Raw genomic sequence first — 19,816 nt, 5'->3', positions numbered from 1 at the left:
TGTCTTATACTTCGCAAAGATAAACGGCTTCCGCATACAATCGCAACGCGCGCGCCCACTGTTCTTTCTTTTGCTCCCACTCCGCTTGATTCAATGAACCAGCCATCAAATAAGAAAGCGGAATATTTAGATTCAATAACCTGCCATTCACGACGACGCGGGTAACTCCCGCCGGCATGACGGCTCCAGAAAGAACAATGCTTTCAATCTCTTGCAGAGTGTAAGCGGGATAACAAAGCCGTACCATTCCCTTTTCTACATGGTACTCATGACCGGATATAATACGTTTGATGCTATAATCTTTTCTATATGCGTTTACAATAAGGTGCCAAATCGCCAGCCTCGTCAATGGACTCGATTCCGCTGCGCCCTCATACACATAATATTTGTTTGTATCTGTCACAACCTGAACAATAGGAGCGCTTTTTACCCGTTCCGTTTGCCAGCGGATAGAAGGATGGTTTTTCAACTGTTCTAGCCATTCTCCCATAGGAATGACGTGATCCCACGACCCAATTTGAATTTCCTCACGCTCTATAATCTGTACGGCGATCCGCTTGCAGCCGAGATTTTGCAACGCATTTGTGCGATGCGCGCCGTCCAAGATCAAGTAGCGCCCATCTGACATTTGCATGGCCAGCGGTGGATGTCGGAGTACGCCATCAGTGGAAATAGCGGCACATGTTTGAGCAAGACGGGTATGTTCATGCTCCTCATGCAGGCAAATTTTCTTTATATCAATTAACCGCAACGATGATAAAATATCATCCACGATCGCTCCTTCCTCCTTCATACAAATAAATATGCTCCGGATGAGGGTGGCTCAGAAAATCATGATGGGAAATGGCCCAACCGTAAGCACCCGTATATTTAAACAAAACGACATCTCCAATTCTCACTTGTTCTATTTTCACATCTTTCGCCATCACATCTTTCGGCGTACATAGCTGACCGACAATTGTAATATCACTTTGCTGTAATCCATACCGCTCAAAAGGATAGTTCCAGATATCAATAGGTATAACTTCAAAAGGATGACTATGCTGCCACGAAACCGGTAGCCGGAAATGATGAGTTCCGCCACGCACGATCGCGTAATTCTTTCCATGATTCTTCTTAATATCAAGCACTTCTGTCGCATAGTAACCGGCAGAAGCGGTCAGATAACGGCCACACTCGAACAATACTGTCATCTCCGGCAAGGAATACTGTTCAAGCACGGGAGAAAGCTCTTCGACAAAATGCTCCCATGCGAATTGCCGGTGCAAATCAGCATAATTTACGCCAATTCCGCCGCCGACGTTCAAATAACGAATAGATTGTCCAAATTGCTTTGCCCACGCAGATACGAGCTGACAATAGTAGGTCACCAGTTGTACATGTTGGGCAGCATCCAAATTGTTCGATAGCGAATGAAAATGAAATCCTTCAACGGTAATATGATCTAATTGCTTTGCTAAAGAAATCGCCTCCGGAACCATTGCTTCATCAATTCCAAATTGGGTGGGGCGCCCCCCCATTGCTAACGTTGCATTCGGTAGAGGGCCGCGCAAATTCACGCGTAATAAAACAGGAATCACCGCTCCGTATTTTTCTGCCAAGTAGTTTACTCTCTTTAGTTCATGCAGACTTTCCACATGAATAAGGCTTACCCGATGCTCAATCGCTCCGGCGATCTCCTCGTCTGTCTTACCCGGGCCTCCAAAAATAATTGGAACATTCTCATCAATGGCACGAACTTTCTTTATTTCACCGAGAGACGCCACTTCAAAACCATGGACAATCGGCGCCAGCGCTTTAAGAATTTCCGCTTCTGAATTCGCCTTAATCGCATAGAAAAGCCGGCACGTTGTGGGTAACGTTTCAACGCATTTTGCAACATGCTCCCGCAAAGCGGAAAGATCATAAATATAGGCGCAAAAAGGGGTATGCTGTTCTTTTTTCCTGGATTTGATGTAATCGATAATATGATTCATCGCGTTCTCCTTATAGCTATGCCTGTTCTATAAATGTAGTTTCGTTCCGACATCGTTAGCTATCGCTTTCCTGTAAATTTCCGCCGCGCTGGCAATGTCCTCAACAGCCATTCCCATAGGATTCAGAATGATAATCTCATCTTCCGCTTCACGTCCCGGCTTTTTCCCAATCAAAACTTCGCCAAGCTCTGCGTGCAACTGTTCACGCGAAAAGCGCCCTTCAAGCACAAGTTGATGAATTACCTTTTTCTCGCGATTCGCTTGATCCCAATCGTCGACCACTACTTTATCCGCGCGCAAGAATACCTCTTTATGCAAATCCATAATCGAAATATTGCTTACAAAGGTGCCTTTATTAAGCCACTCGAACGGAATGTATGGCTCCGCTGCAACCGTCGCGGTCACTAGCACTTCCGCTTGCCGAACAGCGTTTTCTGCCATTTCTGCTACCTGTACCGTCACATGCGGAAACGTTTCCCGCAATTCAGCCGCAAGCCGGTTCGCGGCTTGATCATTTACATCGAAGAGATATACATTCCGAATCGCGGCAAACTGCTCTAACAGAGAAGTAAGTTGCATTCTAGCGATTACACCGCAACCAATGCTCGAAACCTTTGTAAATTCCGGTTTGGCCAAATGCTGAGCTCCGATCACAGTAACAGCCGCCGTGCGCATCCCGCTAATTAAGCTTGCCTCCAATATGGCAATCGGATAATTGCTTTCCGGATCATTGAGAATAATTAAACCGCTTGCCCGTTCGATCCCTCGCCTGCTGGGATTATCATGCTTACTCCCGATCCACTTTAATCCGCTCATAGAAACATCTCCGCCCACATAGGCAGGCATCGCAATAATTCGATCCGCAATGTGGCCGTTTTTTTCATCTGTACGCAAATAAGGTTTAAGAGGCTGAACAAAATCTTTCTGCGCATGCAATTCAAGCGCACGCCTCACCGCGCGTACATAAGGATGGGATGTATTCCCACCCAGTGCTATAATATCTTGCTTGCTTAAATATAAAATAGATTGCTGTTGATTCATGGAAAAATCCCCTTTTTTCAAATTAATTTACTTATAAATACTTATAAAAGATTAGATGGACACCTGCAGCCTTAGAAGCTTTTGTACCCATTCTTCGTTATACACGCTGTCCAAATAACGTTCGCCGCGGTCAGGAAATACGGTAACAACTCTTGTCGAGGGCGACAGCGTAGGCAATAGCTTTCCTAATGCGGCTACAATTGAACCGGATGATCCGCCGGCAAGAATCCCTTCTCGCTCTAAAAGAGCCAGGCAGCCAGTGACAGATTCACGGTCATCTACATGAATGACCTGATCAATTTCATCCGGGGAAAATAGCTCCGGCACGCGACTTGCGCCAATTCCTGGAAGCTCACGCGGCAAAGACGGTGTGCCAAAGATCACCGAACCGACCGCATCTACAGCTACTACTTTGACTTGTGGAAAAGCCTCGCGAACCCTGCGTGAAATTCCAAGTATACTTCCCGTGGTGCTTACTGCGCAGACCAGATAATCAATCGGACCATCTATTTGTTTTACAATCTCACTGCCTGCTCCATGATAATGTGCCTGCCAATTCAAAGGATTCGCATATTGATTGATCCAATACGCGTTCGGTATGGTCTGTACAAGTTCTCTAACCCGCCGAATCCTCGTTTGCAAGTATCCTCCCTGCTCATCAGGTTCTTGAACCATGTCAATGTTTGCGCCCAAATAAGTAAGAATCCGAAGATTTGTTTTTGTTATTTTCGGATCAACGACGCAGGTAAACTTCAAACCGTACCGCTTCGCTGCAATGGCAAGCCCAATGCCCAAATTTCCCGATGTGCTCTCAATAAGATGGGTATGCTGGTTGATGGTGCCATCACATAATCCTTGTTCAATAATATAGCGGGCCGGCCGATCTTTCATGCTTCCCCCTGGATTCATCAGCTCCAGCTTGGCATATAAAGAAACACCTGAATCAGGAAAAAGCGACCTTAATCTTACCAGCGGCGTGTTTCCCACGCAATCCATAATAGAGTCTGCAACACGTATAGATGTACTTACCAATTGAGAAGTATACTTTTGCATTACGAGCATCTCCCCTCCAGGAAAGAGATATGGTTTTAAGAAAAGTGATAATGATAATCTATATCACTTATTGAGTATTATTATTGATAATCATTCTCATGTCAATGATTAGAAAAAATTTTAAATTATTTGTAATGTGCCTTATTTCTGATTGACAATGATTATCAATACTGTTAATATGTACACATTAATTGATAATGATTGTCATTTTCTTTTATGGAGGGGTGTGATGAAAGGTAAATGGATTCTGCCTTATGGAAAACCAATGTTCGAATTCTATGGAGCGGACGTTTTCTGGTTAGTACAGGCTTAACCGGAATTAGTCCATTTATCCCCTTTTTTATGGAATCACTCAGTCATGGTGATACAGAAAATAGGCTGCTTTGGAGCGGTTTGGCTCTCGCTGCCCCTGCCCTATCTTACGCCATCATGACACCCCTGTGGGGCAAAGTAAGCGACAGATGGAGCCGGAAATGGATGGTGGTTCGCGCCCTATCCGGCTTAGCATTAAGCATGTTCTTCATGGGGATTGCACAAACTCCCTTCCAATTCTTTCTGTTTCGTTTGTGTCAAGGAGCCTTCGGTGGAATTTCTGACGCAAGCAGCGCTTTCATCGGCGCTGAAACTCCAAAAAATCGCCAAGGATATACGTTGGGAAAAATGGAAAATGCCTCAGCGCTTGGCCTTCTACTAGGCCCATTTCTCGGAGGCATACTTGTGGAATTTTGGGGCTGTCGTCCATTGCTTTTGCTAATGGGTCTCTTAACGGGTTGCTGTGCAATCATAGCGGCTATCTTCCTTACCGAAACCCGATCCCAGACGAAAGCAGAATCCATACACAATAGTATATGGAAAACTTTTGCTTCCCTCTATCAACACCGTGCCGTGCGAGCATTCATTCTGGCCGGAATTCTAGTAAAAGTGGCTGATTTCGCTACCTTTGCGATTTTTACTCCTTATGTAGAACAAATGATCCAATCATCAGCAACAGCTATCTGGGCGGGAATTCTTCTAGCTATGACTTCATTCGGGGAACTGGTTGGCGCACCATGGTGGGGAAAGAAAAATGATTGTCAACGTATTGAGTATACTTTCATCTGGGCTGCCTTTTTTTGCTCTGTTTGCATGCTTATTCAGACGTACACTTTGAGTTTGCAATGGCTTCTTATTGTCCGCTTTCTGCAAGGCTTTTCTTACAGTGCACTCCTGCAATCTGTCATGTTATATGTGCTGCGAACATCTGATATGGACAATCAGGGCGTACGAATCGGCGCAACCAACAGCCTTCTCATGATCGGCCAAATCACCGGTCCCTTCCTCGGATCGTTCCTGGGTAGCCACATCGGCTTCCCGTTTGTCTTTCTTGTCATGGGAATCGTATTGGCATTCACTTCTATGATTATCTGGTATTCTTCTCTACTTTCAAGCAACCGGAATCTTAATGTCCATCACAAACTCTAAAACGCTTTTAATGATTCAAAGAAAGGAGCATAAGTATGACTGCGATTGCCGGACATGTAAACAAAGAAGAGGAAACGATGATGAAACTGACGGAAAAAGAAATGCTCAAGCGAATTTTGAACGCGTATCTTCGCGAAACAGGCAATCATGATCCAAGGGATCAGCAAGCGGTGCAAACTCTCTCTCTTCCGGTTCACACGGAAACCGCCATGAAAATTTTTTTGCCACACACAAAAAATACAATTCTCGGGACACTTACCTATTGGTCCGCTGGCGGCCATCATGCATATGGAGATACGTTCTTTCAAGAAACAGAGACAGGAAAAAAGACCCTGTCCTTTGAACAAATTGTTCTTTTCATTATGCAAGAAGTCTCTATTTCAGAACCCGATAAGACGTTGCGGCAACAGAAACAGGAAGAATTGATACGTATGATTAAAAACAGCTTAAAAAATATGCGTATATACAGTCAGCAGACAACAACAAGAGAAGGGCTTGCCACGGCCCGCTTCGATTTTCGATACTCGGAACAATCGCTCTACTACGGGCATCCGTTTCATCCTACACCCAAAAGTTCAGAAGGCTTTACAGCAGAAGACTTGCGGAAATACGCGCCTGAAATGGGCGCCGCTTTTCCCCTGCACTATTTTGCCCTTTCTCCCGAACTCATTATAGAAGGATGGGTCAATAAGCAAGAAGAAGAAACAGACCCTTTTATTCCAGAAGCAATCGCAACGCAAGCCCGTCAACAGCTAAACACCGAATATGAATCGTATGTATTGCTTCCATGCCATCCATGGCAAGCTATGTATCTTCTCACGCAGCCGCTGGTTAAAAAATTAATAGAAGAAAAACAACTGATCGATCTTGGTCCATTAGGTAAGAACGTATATCCTACTTCCTCCGTTCGTACGGTCTGGTCGCCAGAGCATCAATGCTTCTACAAGCTATCTCTACATATACGCGTGACAAATTTTATTAGAGAAAATACCCGCGAACAATTATACCGGACACTGGATGCGGCCAAGGTCGTGCATTGTGTGAAAGACCGTTATAATTCTGAGAATTTCACCATCTTATTGGAAAACGGATTTCGGACGGTATCAATTCCGTATGCAACCCATGCGGAAAACGAGCAAATTATGGCAAGCTTCTCCGCTATTCTGCGCGAAGCACCCGCAGAGTGCCAGGAAGAAAATACACCTTATGTCATTGCTTCTTTATTCGAGGTACCTCCTAAAGAAAAAGAACCGGCCTTATTCTATGCGATTCGTAGACAGAATGAGAAGCGCGAGTTACCTAACTTGTTTGAATGGCTAAAACAATATTTATCTATTTCTTTGCAGCCGATTTTACAGCTATTCGCTGAAACAGGGATCAGCCTTGAGGCGCACGTGCAAAATTCCATGCTTCGGCTAAAAGATGGTTTTCCATCCAAATTTTACGTTCGTGATTTAGAAGGGATTAGCGTAGACCGCGAACAAGCGAAAAAGCAAAATTGGGTTGATACGATTATTTCTGCTGCTAGTCCCGTTTTATATAGCAACGAACAAGCATGGTTCCGTCTAAAGTATTACTTTTTCGTTAATCATCTGGGGCACCTTGTTCATACGCTCGCCCGCTATAGTCATCAAGATGAGTATTTATTCTGGCAAACGGTGCGGGAATTCTTACAGTCGATGAAAATAACCACTGCTTCACCGCAGCTACAATCATTAATTGATGATCTGCTGCACAGCGACACTCTTCCGGCAAAGGCTAATTTATTCAGCTGCTTTCAAAAACGGGGTGAAAATCCGTTGTATATGGACATTCCAAATCCTATATTTACATGCGCGCTATAGCTCCACATATTAAGAAAGAAACAGGACTATCCATACTCACCACATAAAAACATGCAGTGAAAAATACACCTTTCCTTCCTTCGCGCCTTTTTATCTTTCTATTCTGTACCAAACCAGGCAAAAGCGAAAAAGCGGCCGCCAAAACATCGCAACCGCTTTTTCGCTCTTGTCGTGAAGGTATGGAGATGTTAAGCCGAACAAATTTGTAAATAAAAAGCTACACCCCCCTCTTCATTCCTCGCCCAGACTTTCGCCTGATGAAGATCGGCGATGCGCCTGACAATCGCCAAACCAAGCCCAAATTGTCCTTTCTTTCCTTTATAAAAAGGATGAAAAATGGCTTCCAGAGCATCTTGGGAAATCTTCTCTCCATCATTCCAGATTCGCAAGGTTATATATGTCTGTTCCTGCTTTTTTTCTTTTTGCGCTGAAATTATAATTTGTTTCGACGCATAACGAATTTGATTGTCCAAAATGTTCTCTAGCGCCACTTGCAACTGCTCCCGGTTTCCTTGCACCACCACGGGGATCAACTGCATCTTCCATTCAAGTTCCACACGCTGAAAACGCAAACGATTTACCACTTCATGAACCAACTCTGCCATATCGACAGGCTGAAAAACCTGCTCCTGATCAGATAAATAATCAAGTTTTGTTAAATACAGCAAATTTTTTATTTGCTTTTCTAGACGCTCCGCTTCTCCTTCAATCACATTCATTGTACCGTGCAAATCTCCTTTTGGATAAATTCCGTCCTGCACGGCTTGTATATAACTGCGAATGACCATAACCGGCGTTTTCAATTCATGGGAAACATGCTGCAGGAAAGAGCGCTGGGCTTCATCTTGCTGAATAAGTTTTTTCCGCATTCTCTCAACCGATTGCGCTAACTTTCCGATTTCGTCCTTTCTATCCAAAAGCAAAGGTTCCGACCAATCCATATCTGCGATGCGTTTTACATGTTTTTCAATCTTGATTAGTGGGCGTGATAAATATTTCGCTAGCCAAAAGGAAAAAGGAAAACTTATTACCAACACAAATCCTAAAACTCCGATTAACTGTTGAAAAAGCGATTGAATGATCCGGTTTTCATATTCTTCCCATACATAAGAGAAAAGATAAACATCCTGTCCATCGACTTCTCCCTTGCGAATTACATAAAAAATCTTTTCACCCGCTATGTTTCCTACATACCTTTGCGAATCACTCTCTTGCTCAAACGCTTCCCTTTTTACCTCCTGCAAAAAGGACAAAGGAAGATCAGTCGGAGAAACGATGACTACTCTATCCCCTAACAAAAAAACATGCTTGACTACTCGAATATTTTCAAGCTTCTGTCGTGCCCCGGGCGGAATGTTTTCCATGTCATGTATCCAAAGCAAATTTTGAGCATCCTCAATTCTCGTATAAATCTCCTGGGTTAAAAAAGGACGAACAGTTAATGGAACCAGCAAAACGACAAGCAAGGCCAACGCTACCATAAAACCGGTAAAGACGAGCCAAATTTGTACGGCTAAGGATTTATTTTTCATTGCTTTACAACCCTATACCCATATCCGTATATTGTCTCGATACGCAAGTCAGGCATTTTTTTGCGAATACGCCTTACAATGTCATCCACTACTCGATCCGTACCAAAATAGTCTTCTCCCCATACATACTTTAAAATCTGCTCCCGTGAAAATGCTTGGCCCTGATTTTTCGCAAACAAAAGTAAAAAATCGAATTCTTTGGATGTCAATTCGATGATCTGCTGATGATGCATAACCATTCTTTTCGACTCGTCTATCGAATACGGGGGCAGGGAAATTACACAGGTGGAAACAGAAGCTTTCCCGTATACACGCTCCAATAATTTACGTGTACGAATGACCAGCTCACGCGGCAAAAAAGGTTTAGCCAAATAGTCATCGCTTCCCATCTCCAACCCAATGACTCGATCCAGTTCTGCATCCCGGGCGGAAATAAAAATCACCGGAACCTCAGGGGAATCCGCTTTAATTTCCCGAATGAGCTGATAGCCGTCAATATCCGGCAACATAATGTCCAAAATCCATAAGTCGGGCCGATGATGGATGGCCTGCCTTGCTTCTTCCCCGGTTAGAAAAGAAACAACATCCCATCCTTCTTTCCGCAAATAAGAAACAAGCAATTGATTTACATTCTCCTCATCCTCAACCAAATAAATACGAAATGGCATGGTTTCACCCCCGTGACAAACAATTTTTATGGATTAAACATACCGAAAAAAGGGGATGATATGCAACATATGAGAAAAACTCGCAGACGTAAGCGCTCGTTCTTTTTCCGTAAACATTGCAAATACGACGAACAGAAAAAACCGGGGATAGACTCCCCGGTTCCGGTGGTTTCTTTACGGCATGTTTCGTTTTGTAAGTACAATATTGACGCTATGCAGCTTTCCGTCGCGATAGAACGTTACTTTCACTGTATCCCCAACTCGCTTCTGGAATAAATACTTGCGTAATTGTACCGAATTCTCAATTTTTTGATCATCGAGCTGCACAATGACATCATACTGCTTTAATCCCGCCTTCTCGGCAGGGCTGAACTGTTCTACATCTTTCACAACAACTCCGCTCTCCACATCGGCAGGCAATTGCAGCGGGTCTTGCCATGCCTCTGTCGGTACAGCCTGCAAATCGACCGGCGTAATGCCCAACTTCGGACGCTGCACAGACTTGTGCGCAATCAAATCATCAATAATTTTACTCGCGTCATCGATCGGAATGGCAAAGCCTAGTCCTTCCACTCCTGTCTTCGCAATTTTAGAGCTATTGATCCCGATCACCTGACCGGAAATATTCACGAGTGGGCCACCGCTATTTCCCGGATTGATCGCCGCATCCGTTTGCAGAACATTCGTTTCAAAATCTTGCTCCCCATCTCCATCCAGGTCAACCGGTATCGTTCTTTCCGTTGAACTGATAATTCCCTGAGTAACTGTGCGGGAGAATGTCATACCAAGAGGGTTCCCAATGGCAATCGCCGGTTCACCCACCTTAACTGCAGATGAATGACCGAATTCCGCAACCTGTTGAACTTTCGAGCCATCAATTTCAAGGACAGCCAGATCAGTCCACGGATCCGTACCTATAACTTTAGCATCAATGTTTTTCTTACCATTCGCAAGAGATACCTGAACTTTCTGCGCTCCTTCGATTACATGATTATTCGTTACAACATATGCTTTATCTCCAGCCTTGCGAAATACGATCCCTGAGCCGGTTCCTGCTTCCCCACGCGCAACTTGTCCAAAAATATTCGTTGTTTCTTGAATATTAATCACACCGACGACCGCATTTTCCACTTTCTTAACCGCATCGACAACAGCCGAATTAACGTTTACAGAATAATTGGCTATCTCACCGCCGGATGGTGCACTGGATGGTGCCACATTCCAACCTGGGAGATAGCCTGATTTTAGCAGCGTCGGCATCATCATTAACACAAGCAAACCACCCATAATCGCTGAAACAAAAGCAATAAAAACCAGCGAGGATCCTTCTCTTCTTTCTTTCTTAAGCTGACTGGAAAAACTATCATCATAATAGCCCATAGCATGACTCCTTTCTCCACTGCATTTTGCCTAATCGTTTCTATAGCTTCAGAATCGTTTTTATATCTGTTGATCAGTAATTGGTTCTTAATATCTTTTACTGTAAATAAAAAATGCGGAACAAATATCAAGGAATTGTGGGAAATTGTCAAAACATAGTCAACAAAAAAGAGGCCTACTCTCCGTTCACGATGGATGTATCTTAATACAACCTGTGTGAAACGGGAATAACCTCAACAGTTCCTGCGGTTGGCTAGCTTACGCTAACAATCTCATACTTTTTCGGCTCATGCTCGTTTGCATTCCATGTTGTCGCAAAATGGCCTGATACTCGTTCGATGCATACTGGCTCCCTTGATCCGAGTTGTTTCTATAAAATGTTTTTTAACATCGATTGCACCACCGGGTTTTGCAAAAGTTTTATAATCTGGGCAAGGTCTACATTGTCAAGTAAATTTCCCAGGCTGCTTTTTTCTGTGTCTGCTGTTTGGCTACTCTTCGGGGCGGTTTCCGGGGCAGTTTGAACTTCCGCGTTGCTCTTATCGCGCCGCTTTCTTGGTTGTCTATTGTTTCTTTTGGCTAGATACTTTTTAACCTCTGCTAGTTCTACCAGGATATTTTCAAGTTTTTCTCTATTATCCTTTGTCTCCATAATATGAGCTTCAATGTTATACAACGTATTTTCAAGTTTTTCCCTGTCATCTTTTGTCTCGATTATGTTACCTTCTATTTTACGCAGCGTATTTTTAATTCCTAATAATCGCTGGTTGATGACATGCAGCTCTTTTCTCCGGTTTGGACTGCCCTTCTTCACGACAAAACACCTCCTTTTTCTTTTGTACTGCTGGGTCCCATACTCATTGTATGTTAAAAAAGGCATAATAGAGATAAGGCATGTACCTAGTTTATAAACGTACAAAAGGAGAAAGAGGAAAGAACACGAGAAAAGTCCAGGCCATTGTTTTTGTATGGAATATGATTTGACGTTCATTTCTACATAGGAACTTTAGATTTTATTACTGTCCAATCCTATTACTTTATGTAAAAACCCACTTTTGAGCGTACAAAAATGAGGGAACGTATGATTTTTCAGTAATAGCATCTGTTAGATTTTGTTATCCTTTATTTCTTAAAGGTTGTCCTTCCTGCACGGTGAATAGGGGGATTCTTCATTCATATCCCCCGTTCGTTTTCACCCGCACAAGAAAGGCTCACGAGAAGAATAAAAAAACAAACATGAAATTAATTTCGTGTTATTCACGTGATTCCCGTCGTTCTCTGCGTCGTTCTTTGCGTGGTTCACGCTGTTCCTTCGCTGATTTACGTGTTTCCCGCTGTTCTTCACGTCGTTCACGCCGTCCTTTGGCTGATTTACGTGTTTCCCGCTGTTCTTCATCTTCACATCGTTTCCTACCAAAAAGACCCATTCTCTTCCCCCCTTTTCACATGGCATCTAATTCCATACTATGTGGAGTAAGAGCAATGGTTATATTAGTATCTCGCTTTATATGCATAATGTGAAAATTGGGCGCATAGAAGATAACGCCCGATAATTAGAGGTACTTTTTTTATCCAAGCACATTTTCATTTATTACAGAAAATACCGTCTGAAAGCCCACGGTTTGAATCGTGGGGTGAAAGACAGCGTTGCTCGATAATCCCTTCATGGGATTGCTTAGAGCAACAATTTTTTATCTTTAATTGTTGCAGTATGACTATTAAACTGGTACGATCCATAATATGGAACAAGAATATCGAAGAACGAAAACAACTGTATCTTTAATTAACTATCATTTTGTTTTCTGCCCACGTTATCGAAGAAAAGTGTTAGTGAACAGAGTGGAAGAGCGATTCAAGCAGTTAGTAGAAGAAATTTGCCAAGAGAATGATTGGATCATTCTTGCTATGGAAGTGATGCCTGATCATTGCCATTTGTTCTTGAATTGTCTTCCCTCTGATTCTCCATCAGATATTATGGCAAGAGTGAAAGGAGTGACTTCCAGACGATTAAGACAGGAATTTAAACACCTGTCTCATCTGCCAAGTCTTTGGACACGCTCTTTCTTCGTTAGTACAGCAGGGAATGTATCAAGTGAAACAATCAAACGCTATGTGGAATCTCAAAAGAAAAGGGGGTGAATCGATGCCAACGATCACACTAAGGCTAGAACTACACAAACCGACTCAAGTCAAACAGGAAATGTACCAACGAATGACAGAATTGAACACAGAATTTGCTAATTGGCTATTGCATCATCCTGAATTAAACAAAGCAACGAGCAAGATATTTAAAGACTTTTCGTCACAAAAGTTTCCTTCTGCTATCGTTAATCAGACTATTCGAGAAGTAAAGTCCCAAAAGAAAAATCAGAAGGCAAAGACGTTTAGAAAACTATGGTGTTGCTTTAATAATCAAAACTTAAAAGTAGAAAAGAAAGGAGATTTCTACACGGTTGCTTTTCCAACATTAGAGAAAATAATAGGTGTACCCGTTGTAGCACGTCCATATCAACAAGCATGGCTTAATCGAATCATTAACGGAACGGCAAAACAAGGAGCGGCTAAACTGTATAAGAAAAAGAAAAAATGGTACTTAGCCATTCCAATCACTTTTGAAGTAGAACAACGGAAAGAAACTAAAGTCATGGGAGTTGATCTAGGACTGAGATACATAGCTGTCGCCAGTGTTGGAACAAAATCATTATTCTTCAAAGGAAACCAAGTTGCTTTTATTCGTAGATGTTTTGCGGCTAGACGAAGAAAGCTAGGTAAACTGAAAAAACTTTCCGCCATCAAAAAATCAAAAGATAAAGAGTCTCGTTGGATGAAAGATCAGAACCATAAAATCAGCCGTCAAATCGTAGATTTCGCATTGACCAACGGTGTTGGTATCATTCGAATGGAAGATTTGACGGATATTCGAAATAGGGCAAAGTCTAAAAAAGAAGCTGGTAGAAACCTTCATTCATGGGCTTTCTATCAGCTACAGAAAATGATTAAGTACAAAGCAGAAATGGTAGGTATCCGCTTTGAATTAGTTAAACCAGACTACACTAGTCAAACTTGTAAATGCGGTTATAGGGATAGGGCAAACCGAAACGGTATACACTTCAAGTGCAAAAAATGCGGATACACCATACATGCGGATCTAAATGGAGCAATCAATATCGCAAAGGCCATTTCTGGGTTAGTAGCCTAGCGTACTGGTAACAGGTACGCCGCCCGTGTGGGTACACTCTAACCACATGGGACGGGGTGATGACACACCCTCGAACTTGGGCGTTGTCCAAAACGGAAACGGACTGCGGACGCTAACGAACCAAGAATCCCACGGCTTCAGCCGTTTGGAGTGTCAAATAAGAGATGCATGAGATGATGGGCACGTAGTTAGACAAGTGTTAAGGTTTATAATCTAATCTTCTAATTGTTTCTGCTATTACTCGATGACCTTTATAGTTTGGGTGCTTACCATCAATAAATAACAGTGTATTTTCATGATGTAAAAAGGCTGCATATACAGGGGCAATCTTTGTATAGGAGTCGGCTGCTTTATGGAGAATTCGATTTAGTTTTTTCACCGACTGCCGAGCCAGAGGGAATTCAGGCAGCGGATTATAAAGTTCGATATAGAAGATCATATAAGAGGTAGTGGAGGATTTTTTTATGTTTTTAATACTTTGATCAATGGAAAGGAAATTACGTTGAAAATTTTGAAGCGCTATTTCTACTGTTTTTTTATTCTTCGTTTTATCATAAACACGACCTGCCTGAATTAAATCGTTTCCACCAATGGAACATGTGATGATATCTGCTGTCTTTATGGCTTTGAAAAAGGTGATGTCATTTCTGATCCTGTGCAACAATTCTTGACTTGTCCAGCCGGGCCGCCCTAAATTACGAAAAATGACACGTGTTTTCCAATCTTTTTCTATAAAATCTCGATACTGGTGAGCATATCCATAATTAAACCAAGCTCCAATCCCTGCGGTAATAGAGTCTCCTATGGCTGTGTAATGTAGAGGTGATAACACCTTCCTCATTTCTCTTTGCCTCTTCCCTTATGATTTTATTTAAACTAATGATAGGAGAATGGGTGATTTTCTATTCGGTATATATTTCGTTCCTACCTTCATTTAAAATCCATCGGAGAATTGAGATGTGCTTCATATGAAAGATAAAGGGAGATGAAAGTGAAATTGTATATCGGCGTACTTTTTCACTTTTACCATCATTTTTTGTTCGGAAATTATTTAGCTTCGCATTTTTTTCTTAATGTCATTAATCTGTTCCATATTAACTCCGCTTTTTAGAAGCATAGATAGCAAGGAAAGAGAGCCTCCACCTTTAGAAAAACTTCTAAACTGCTGAACATATTTGTTAAGTTCAGCCTCTGAAAACGTCTTTCCATGTACTTTTCCAGCAGCTTTTATTGCTTTTTTTATCGTTTTTTCATCGTTCCATTTGTCTTTTGGAATCTTCTTAACAATTTCAATAATAGCATTTATATTCATCCAAGTACTCACCCCTATCTTGTAAGATACTATATTGTATTGTTAAAAGTTTTGATATGTAACGAGGCAATAGCATACATTTTGAATTTCACTGTCCTAAAAATGTTAAATGTAGTATTTTTTTTGCTTGTTTACTAATGGATACAGCAAGATTTTGTTTACATCCCTTCTCTTCTTCCATAAAATAGGGCAAAAATTTAGGTATCTCCCTTCTCCTATTACATCCCCATTCACTCAATTTTTCATATACTGGTACTACCATGTAGAAAGAGGAGGCTGATTTATGGCAAAACGTTATCTGATTCATGTAAAAGCCAATATGAATCAAGCTCGTAAAGTCTGTATGAAGCAGAATGGGATTGAGATTTTGTACTGCCACAAGCATTTCCCCTTCATCGTTGCTAATGTTGAAAACATCAAATTTTTTAGTAAGCATCCCGCTTTTTCCCTTATTGAGGAGGACATTCAAATCCGGGTACACCGGGCCGCCCCCTCTACCTTCAATCCGTCTGCATCTCCCATTCCCTGGAACATTCAGGCCGTTCATGCACCGGACGCCTGGCCCAAAAGTACAGGGAAGGGCGTTCGTGTAGGCGTACTGGATACCGGCATTGCCTCCTCGCATCCGGCTCTGCGCGGCCGTGTTGCTGGAGGATATAATATCATTGGACAAAGTCGCAATTTTGCAGACGATAACGGACACGGCACTCATGTAGCTGGTATCATTGCCGCTAACGGTCGAGCCGGTGGCCTTTATGGAGTTGCTCCAGAAGCGCAGCTCTATGGGATTAAAGTGATGGATCGGGACGGCAACGGGAGAATTAGTGATGTAATCAGGGGCATCGAATGGGCGATGGATAACCATATACAAGTGCTGAATATGAGCCTTGGAGACCGTAACTATAACGCCGCCCTGGAATACGCCACACGAAAAGCTCACCAGAAGGGAATGATTTTGGTTGCATCGGCAGGAAACGATGGGGAACGCAGCGGACTTGTAGATTATCCTGCACGTTTTCCATGGGTCATCTCAGTCGGAGCGGTTGATCAGGAGATGAAGCGGGCTTCCTTTTCGAGCACAAGAGGCCCGGTGGACATGATGGCACCTGGTGTAGACATAAGAAGCAGCTGGAAAAGCGGATATAGGACGGAGAGCGGTACCTCAATGTCAGCCGCGCATGTTAGCGGTGGAGCGGCTCTCGTGCTTAGCCGCCATCCTGAGCTGAATGGCGCTAAGGCTGAAAGTTATTTAAAGCGCCTAAACAAGCGAAGTAGAGTACGGAAGGGATACGGACATGGGCTCCTGAATCTCTCTCCCCTTTCAGAATAAGACTCTACATTAGCGATAAAAAACGCTACGGAAACCAATCCATAGCGTTTTTTTATTCAACAGGAATGCTGTTCCGTTTATACCAGAAGTCTATGTCCGTCTCGTCAATGCTTCGTAGTGGAATGAACACCGTTATAAACATATCGACAACTGGACGTATGCCTACATTTGATGCTTTCTTTTTTGAGGATATCATCCATTGTTTTCGTCCATTCGGCGAAAGGAATGTGATACCAAATCTGGACGATTATTCGGGCACTTAACTAAGACAAGACGTTGTATTTCCTCATATCCTATAGTGAATTTATCAAGAAAGGAGAAATCAAAGAATGCCTACTCTTCGTCGAACATTAACAAAAAACATAGGGAAATGGACGGTAATTAATACAAAGGCTGGTGCCCTTCACGTAAAGATTGAAAGCGTAAATAACAAAGGCGCTATTGTATTACTGCCGGACCATTATACGGTTAATGATCCTTCCGTTAAACTCCTGGAGAAGAACGTGAACACAAAAGCAGAAGATGTTCATACGGCACAAAGATTTTTTAGACGCAGACGACGTTTTTTCTTCCGTCGGTTTTTCTTCCCATTCAGCTTTTTCTTATTCCCGTTCTTGTTCATTTAAGGGGGGCTGTTGTTTCTTATCTGCCATGGATGACTCTACATCCATGGTTTTTTGTTTTGCGATAAACGAGGACAGCGTGCGTGATGGATGACAAAAAGGTTGTCTTTACTGGCAGTCTTTTATGACTTGAGCTCCTTCCCTTGTGAAAACAGACGCTCTTATCAATGACTTGGCACATGCACACACAATAATCACCAAAAGAATAAAGAAAGTAAGAAGGATTGAAAATTCGCTAAAGAAGCCATCACAAAGTCCTCTTCTCTTCTTGTTTAGGTTTAGGTGAAGACATAATTCATGCTATTCAGGTAGGTATGGACGAGTGTTAGGCGAATGCCTCTCTTTAAGAGAAACAAATACCCCTGTGAAGAAATAGGAATCATTTTTGTGGTCTGATATCCCCGTTATGTAAAAAAGGATAACTTTTAATCGCTCAAAAGTGATCCGAGGATTTGAGTTTTCTGGAAATGATATCGGGGTAATTCTCCTACTGTTTCTTAGGAGATTCCCCTGCTGCTATATAACGAACAGGGGAATCCTTTCCTACCTATTAGTCACATGCACACGCAATAATGACCAAGAGGATAAAGAGAACAAGGATAACACCAATTTCCTCTCTGTCACCAAAAAAGCCCATGTGATCACCTCCCATGTTCAATGAATTGAACGCTATACTGCATACTACGTAGATAAGTACAGACGAGTGTTAGGTCACCGTCTTTTTTCAAGGTTTCAGGCTTGTCACTTACAAATAATGAAAAAAGCCAATCTGATAATAAATACAGATTGACTTTTTTTGAATAAGCTTTTAATTTCTATGCCTGTTTTTACTTGTCCGTTCCTATGTCTCGGTCATTATTCGTGGCTTTTGAAAATTCGGTTGGCATCATTCGATATTTACATAACTTTTTTCTTTTTGTTAAAGCAATAACCTTGATAATTGAACCTCTCATAGCTAAAGCCACGAGATTCTTGGCTAGTCCGCTCTACCGAGCAGAATTAGTACATGATGTACCCCAAGCTATCCCCGCAGTTCCTGCGGTTCCTGCAATTATGCAGATAGTCGTCTTTTGCCTTCGGCAAGAATATTCAAACTTGCGTTTACATCGCGGTCATGGGAAGTATTGCATTCCGGGCATTCCCATTGTCGCAAGGTAAGATTTTTAACTTCTTTGTTTTGGTATCCGCAACATGAACAGATCTGAGAGGAAGCAAATTTTGCCTACGACAACAACAGTGCGACCATACCACTTTGCTTTGTATTCAAGCATCGTTCTGAATTGATACCAAGACACCTCGCTAATCGCTTTGGCAAGTTTATGATTCTTCATCATATTAGACACTTGCAAATCTTCAATCGCAATCATGTCGTGGTTTTTGACAATATGCGTTGAAATCTTTTGCAAGTAGTCTTCTCGAGCATTTGCAATACGTTCATGGATTCGGGCAACCTTCATCCGTTGCTTATTCCAATTTGAAGAACCTTTCATACGTCTAGAAAGAATGCGTTGAGCGCGTTTGAGTTTTTGCTCCATACTCCGTAGAAATTTTGGATTCTCGAACACTTCACCTGTCGAAAGAACAGCAAATTCTTTGAGGCCAACATCAATTCCAACTTCGCTGTTTGTTTTCGGCAATGGTTGTACATCGTTTTCAACCAAGATAGAGACAAAGTACTTACCAGAAGGATTGCGTCTAATCGTAGCATGTAAAATCCGACCTTCCACTTCTCTTGATTTCGCAAAACGAACAAGCCCAAGCTTCGGAAGTTTAATTTTGTTTTCTACAATCGCAATGTTTCCGTTGGTGTGTTTCGTTGTATAAGACTGAACCTTATTCTTTTTGCTTTTGAAACGTGGTGCATCGTTCTGTTTCTTGAAAAATCGTGAGTAAGCATCGGCAAGATTTTTTACTGACGACTGAATGGCGATGCTGTCCACTTCTTTTAGCCAAGGTAATTTTTTTCAGATTCGGCAATTCAGAACAACAGGCTCCATATGACAACCCTTTGCCTGTTGCTTTGTACGTTTCGTTCCACTTTGCTAAGAAGTAGTTAAACACAAATCGACTACATCCCATCGTTTTAGCGATTAAGACTTCTTGTTCTTTGTTTGGATAGATACGGAATTTGTATGCTTTATTGACTACCATTGTCTTTTCACCTCACTTTCTGATTTTGAATGTATTGTCGTATCTGCGTTTCTGTATGTTCGCTAGCCGTTGCCACAAAGTAGGATGGATTCCAAAGATCCCCTCCCCATAGTTTCTTTTTTAACTGGGGAAACTCTTTAAATAGCAACCTTGCTGAAACTCCTTTTAACGTTTTGATAATATTTGGAATTAAGTGTTGTAGATTACAATAAAGCTATAGAGAGCTTAAAAGCTTTTTGTTGATTT

General features: G+C 42.2%; 18 protein-coding genes and 2 pseudogenes. 6 read left to right on the top strand and 14 right to left on the bottom strand.

From position 1 onward, the window contains the following. Positions 1 to 4: 4 nt before the first annotated feature. From ACH33_RS02525 to sbnA, 4 genes are read right to left on the bottom strand one after another with little or no spacing between them, the layout of a single operon-like run. Complete coding sequence (locus ACH33_RS02525; RefSeq protein WP_057897591.1) at positions 5 to 772, bottom strand: ParB N-terminal domain-containing protein; 768 nt, start codon at positions 770 to 772, stop codon at positions 5 to 7. Next, a complete protein-coding gene (locus ACH33_RS02520; RefSeq protein WP_057897590.1) occupies positions 765 to 1,976 on the bottom strand; it encodes a type III PLP-dependent enzyme in 1,212 nt (403 codons plus the stop codon). Before ACH33_RS02520 ends, ACH33_RS02525 begins: the two co-directional genes overlap by 8 nt. A gap of 27 nt (positions 1,977 to 2,003) precedes the next feature. Beyond that, a complete protein-coding gene (sbnB, locus tag ACH33_RS02515) occupies positions 2,004 to 3,017 on the bottom strand; it encodes a 2,3-diaminopropionate biosynthesis protein SbnB (RefSeq protein ID WP_057897589.1) in 1,014 nt (337 codons plus the stop codon). A gap of 51 nt (positions 3,018 to 3,068) precedes the next feature. Then, on the bottom strand, positions 3,069 to 4,070 hold the full coding sequence (sbnA, locus tag ACH33_RS02510) for a 2,3-diaminopropionate biosynthesis protein SbnA (protein ID WP_057897588.1): 1,002 nt from the start codon (positions 4,068 to 4,070) through the stop codon (positions 3,069 to 3,071). Between the two features lie 240 nt (positions 4,071 to 4,310). Between sbnA and ACH33_RS02505 the strand changes: the two genes are divergently transcribed. Both ACH33_RS02505 and ACH33_RS02500 read left to right on the top strand, forming a co-directional pair. Continuing rightward, on the top strand, positions 4,311 to 5,531 hold the full coding sequence (locus tag ACH33_RS02505; RefSeq protein ID WP_057897587.1) for an MFS transporter: 1,221 nt from the start codon (positions 4,311 to 4,313) through the stop codon (positions 5,529 to 5,531). Positions 5,532 to 5,566: 35 nt separating this feature from the next. Then, positions 5,567 to 7,375 (top strand): IucA/IucC family protein, encoded by a 1,809-nt coding sequence (locus ACH33_RS02500; RefSeq protein ID WP_057897586.1) that lies wholly within the window; start codon positions 5,567 to 5,569, stop codon positions 7,373 to 7,375. A 188-nt stretch (positions 7,376 to 7,563) separates the two neighbouring features. Here ACH33_RS02500 and ACH33_RS02495 read toward each other — a convergent pair whose 3' ends face one another. The 5 genes from ACH33_RS02495 to ACH33_RS19020 all read right to left on the bottom strand — a co-directional run bounded on the left by ACH33_RS02495 (position 7,564) and on the right by ACH33_RS19020 (position 12,382). Continuing rightward, positions 7,564 to 8,907: a sensor histidine kinase gene (locus tag ACH33_RS02495; protein ID WP_057897585.1), complete on the bottom strand. Its 1,344-nt coding sequence runs from the start codon at positions 8,905 to 8,907 to the stop codon at positions 7,564 to 7,566. Then, positions 8,904 to 9,575 carry a response regulator transcription factor gene (locus ACH33_RS02490; protein ID WP_057897584.1) on the bottom strand — a complete coding sequence of 224 codons (672 nt, stop codon included), beginning with the start codon at positions 9,573 to 9,575 and terminating at the stop codon, positions 8,904 to 8,906. The genes ACH33_RS02495 and ACH33_RS02490 overlap by 4 nt, the downstream gene beginning before the upstream one ends. A gap of 174 nt (positions 9,576 to 9,749) precedes the next feature. After that, the gene (locus tag ACH33_RS02485) at positions 9,750 to 10,955 is read right to left on the bottom strand and encodes a S1C family serine protease (protein WP_057897583.1); all 1,206 of its coding nucleotides are present in this window, start codon (positions 10,953 to 10,955) and stop codon (positions 9,750 to 9,752) included. A 370-nt stretch (positions 10,956 to 11,325) separates the two neighbouring features. Then, positions 11,326 to 11,769: a hypothetical protein gene (locus ACH33_RS02480; protein WP_057897582.1), complete on the bottom strand. Its 444-nt coding sequence runs from the start codon at positions 11,767 to 11,769 to the stop codon at positions 11,326 to 11,328. A 439-nt stretch (positions 11,770 to 12,208) separates the two neighbouring features. Further along, positions 12,209 to 12,382 carry a hypothetical protein gene (locus ACH33_RS19020; RefSeq protein ID WP_156423990.1) on the bottom strand — a complete coding sequence of 58 codons (174 nt, stop codon included), beginning with the start codon at positions 12,380 to 12,382 and terminating at the stop codon, positions 12,209 to 12,211. Positions 12,383 to 12,695: 313 nt separating this feature from the next. Between ACH33_RS19020 and tnpA (ACH33_RS18510) the strand changes: the two genes are divergently transcribed. Beyond that, on the top strand, positions 12,696 to 13,094 hold the full coding sequence (gene tnpA / locus ACH33_RS18510) for an IS200/IS605 family transposase (RefSeq protein ID WP_082705854.1): 399 nt from the start codon (positions 12,696 to 12,698) through the stop codon (positions 13,092 to 13,094). 4 nt (positions 13,095 to 13,098) lie between these two features. Beyond that, positions 13,099 to 14,154: an RNA-guided endonuclease TnpB family protein gene (locus tag ACH33_RS02475; protein WP_057897581.1), complete on the top strand. Its 1,056-nt coding sequence runs from the start codon at positions 13,099 to 13,101 to the stop codon at positions 14,152 to 14,154. Between the two features lie 199 nt (positions 14,155 to 14,353). Here ACH33_RS02475 and ACH33_RS02470 read toward each other — a convergent pair whose 3' ends face one another. The 3 genes from ACH33_RS02470 to ACH33_RS19015 form a co-directional block, all read right to left on the bottom strand. Then, positions 14,354 to 14,995 (bottom strand): GDSL-type esterase/lipase family protein, encoded by a 642-nt coding sequence (locus ACH33_RS02470; protein ID WP_057897580.1) that lies wholly within the window; start codon positions 14,993 to 14,995, stop codon positions 14,354 to 14,356. A gap of 210 nt (positions 14,996 to 15,205) precedes the next feature. After that, positions 15,206 to 15,466, bottom strand: coding sequence for a hypothetical protein (locus ACH33_RS02465; protein WP_057897579.1), 261 nt, complete (start codon positions 15,464 to 15,466; stop codon positions 15,206 to 15,208). An 88-nt stretch (positions 15,467 to 15,554) separates the two neighbouring features. Then, complete coding sequence (locus ACH33_RS19015; RefSeq protein ID WP_156423989.1) at positions 15,555 to 15,728, bottom strand: hypothetical protein; 174 nt, start codon at positions 15,726 to 15,728, stop codon at positions 15,555 to 15,557. Between the two features lie 21 nt (positions 15,729 to 15,749). Here ACH33_RS19015 and ACH33_RS02460 point away from each other — a divergent pair, with 21 nt between their 5' ends. Beyond that, entirely contained in the window at positions 15,750 to 16,796 is a 1,047-nt protein-coding gene (locus ACH33_RS02460; protein ID WP_057897578.1) for a S8 family peptidase, read from the top strand. A gap of 329 nt (positions 16,797 to 17,125) precedes the next feature. Then, positions 17,126 to 17,422 carry a hypothetical protein gene (locus tag ACH33_RS02455; protein WP_057897577.1) on the top strand — a complete coding sequence of 99 codons (297 nt, stop codon included), beginning with the start codon at positions 17,126 to 17,128 and terminating at the stop codon, positions 17,420 to 17,422. A gap of 1,048 nt (positions 17,423 to 18,470) precedes the next feature. Here ACH33_RS02455 and tnpB read toward each other — a convergent pair. Together tnpB and tnpA (ACH33_RS02445) are read right to left on the bottom strand one after the other, a co-directional pair. Next, positions 18,471 to 19,570, bottom strand: a pseudogene (gene tnpB, locus ACH33_RS02450) (IS200/IS605 family element RNA-guided endonuclease TnpB). A gap of 7 nt (positions 19,571 to 19,577) precedes the next feature. Then, positions 19,578 to 19,778, bottom strand: a pseudogene (tnpA, locus tag ACH33_RS02445) (IS200/IS605 family transposase); the annotation flags it as partial. Positions 19,779 to 19,816 lie beyond the last annotated feature (38 nt).

Source organism: Aneurinibacillus sp. XH2, from assembly GCF_001439585.2.
In the GTDB taxonomy this organism is placed as follows: Bacteria; Bacillota; Bacilli; order Aneurinibacillales; family Aneurinibacillaceae; genus Aneurinibacillus; species Aneurinibacillus thermoaerophilus.
This window is presented reverse-complemented; position numbering and strand designations above follow the sequence as displayed.

Bases quoted from the DNA above. Each gene is read 5' to 3' on its own strand.
- ACH33_RS02520 (WP_057897590.1), bottom strand. From the start codon at position 1,976: ATGAATCATATTATCGATTACATCAAATCCAGGAAAAAAGAACAGCAT.
- sbnB (WP_057897589.1), bottom strand. From the start codon at position 3,017: ATGAATCAACAGCAATCTATTTTATATTTAAGCAAGCAAGATATTATA.
- sbnA (WP_057897588.1), bottom strand. From the start codon at position 4,070: ATGCAAAAGTATACTTCTCAATTGGTAAGTACATCTATACGTGTTGCA.
- ACH33_RS02505 (WP_057897587.1), top strand. From the start codon at position 4,311: ATGGATTCTGCCTTATGGAAAACCAATGTTCGAATTCTATGGAGCGGA.
- ACH33_RS02500 (WP_057897586.1), top strand. From the start codon at position 5,567: ATGACTGCGATTGCCGGACATGTAAACAAAGAAGAGGAAACGATGATG.
- ACH33_RS02495 (WP_057897585.1), bottom strand. From the start codon at position 8,907: ATGAAAAATAAATCCTTAGCCGTACAAATTTGGCTCGTCTTTACCGGT.
- ACH33_RS02490 (WP_057897584.1), bottom strand. From the start codon at position 9,575: ATGCCATTTCGTATTTATTTGGTTGAGGATGAGGAGAATGTAAATCAA.
- ACH33_RS02485 (WP_057897583.1), bottom strand. From the start codon at position 10,955: ATGGGCTATTATGATGATAGTTTTTCCAGTCAGCTTAAGAAAGAAAGA.
- ACH33_RS19020 (WP_156423990.1), bottom strand. From the start codon at position 12,382: ATGGGTCTTTTTGGTAGGAAACGATGTGAAGATGAAGAACAGCGGGAA.
- tnpA (WP_082705854.1), top strand. From the start codon at position 12,696: ATGGAACAAGAATATCGAAGAACGAAAACAACTGTATCTTTAATTAAC.
- ACH33_RS02475 (WP_057897581.1), top strand. From the start codon at position 13,099: ATGCCAACGATCACACTAAGGCTAGAACTACACAAACCGACTCAAGTC.
- ACH33_RS02470 (WP_057897580.1), bottom strand. From the start codon at position 14,995: ATGAGGAAGGTGTTATCACCTCTACATTACACAGCCATAGGAGACTCT.
- ACH33_RS02465 (WP_057897579.1), bottom strand. From the start codon at position 15,466: ATGAATATAAATGCTATTATTGAAATTGTTAAGAAGATTCCAAAAGAC.
- ACH33_RS19015 (WP_156423989.1), bottom strand. From the start codon at position 15,728: ATGGTAGTACCAGTATATGAAAAATTGAGTGAATGGGGATGTAATAGG.
- ACH33_RS02460 (WP_057897578.1), top strand. From the start codon at position 15,750: ATGGCAAAACGTTATCTGATTCATGTAAAAGCCAATATGAATCAAGCT.
- ACH33_RS02455 (WP_057897577.1), top strand. From the start codon at position 17,126: ATGCCTACTCTTCGTCGAACATTAACAAAAAACATAGGGAAATGGACG.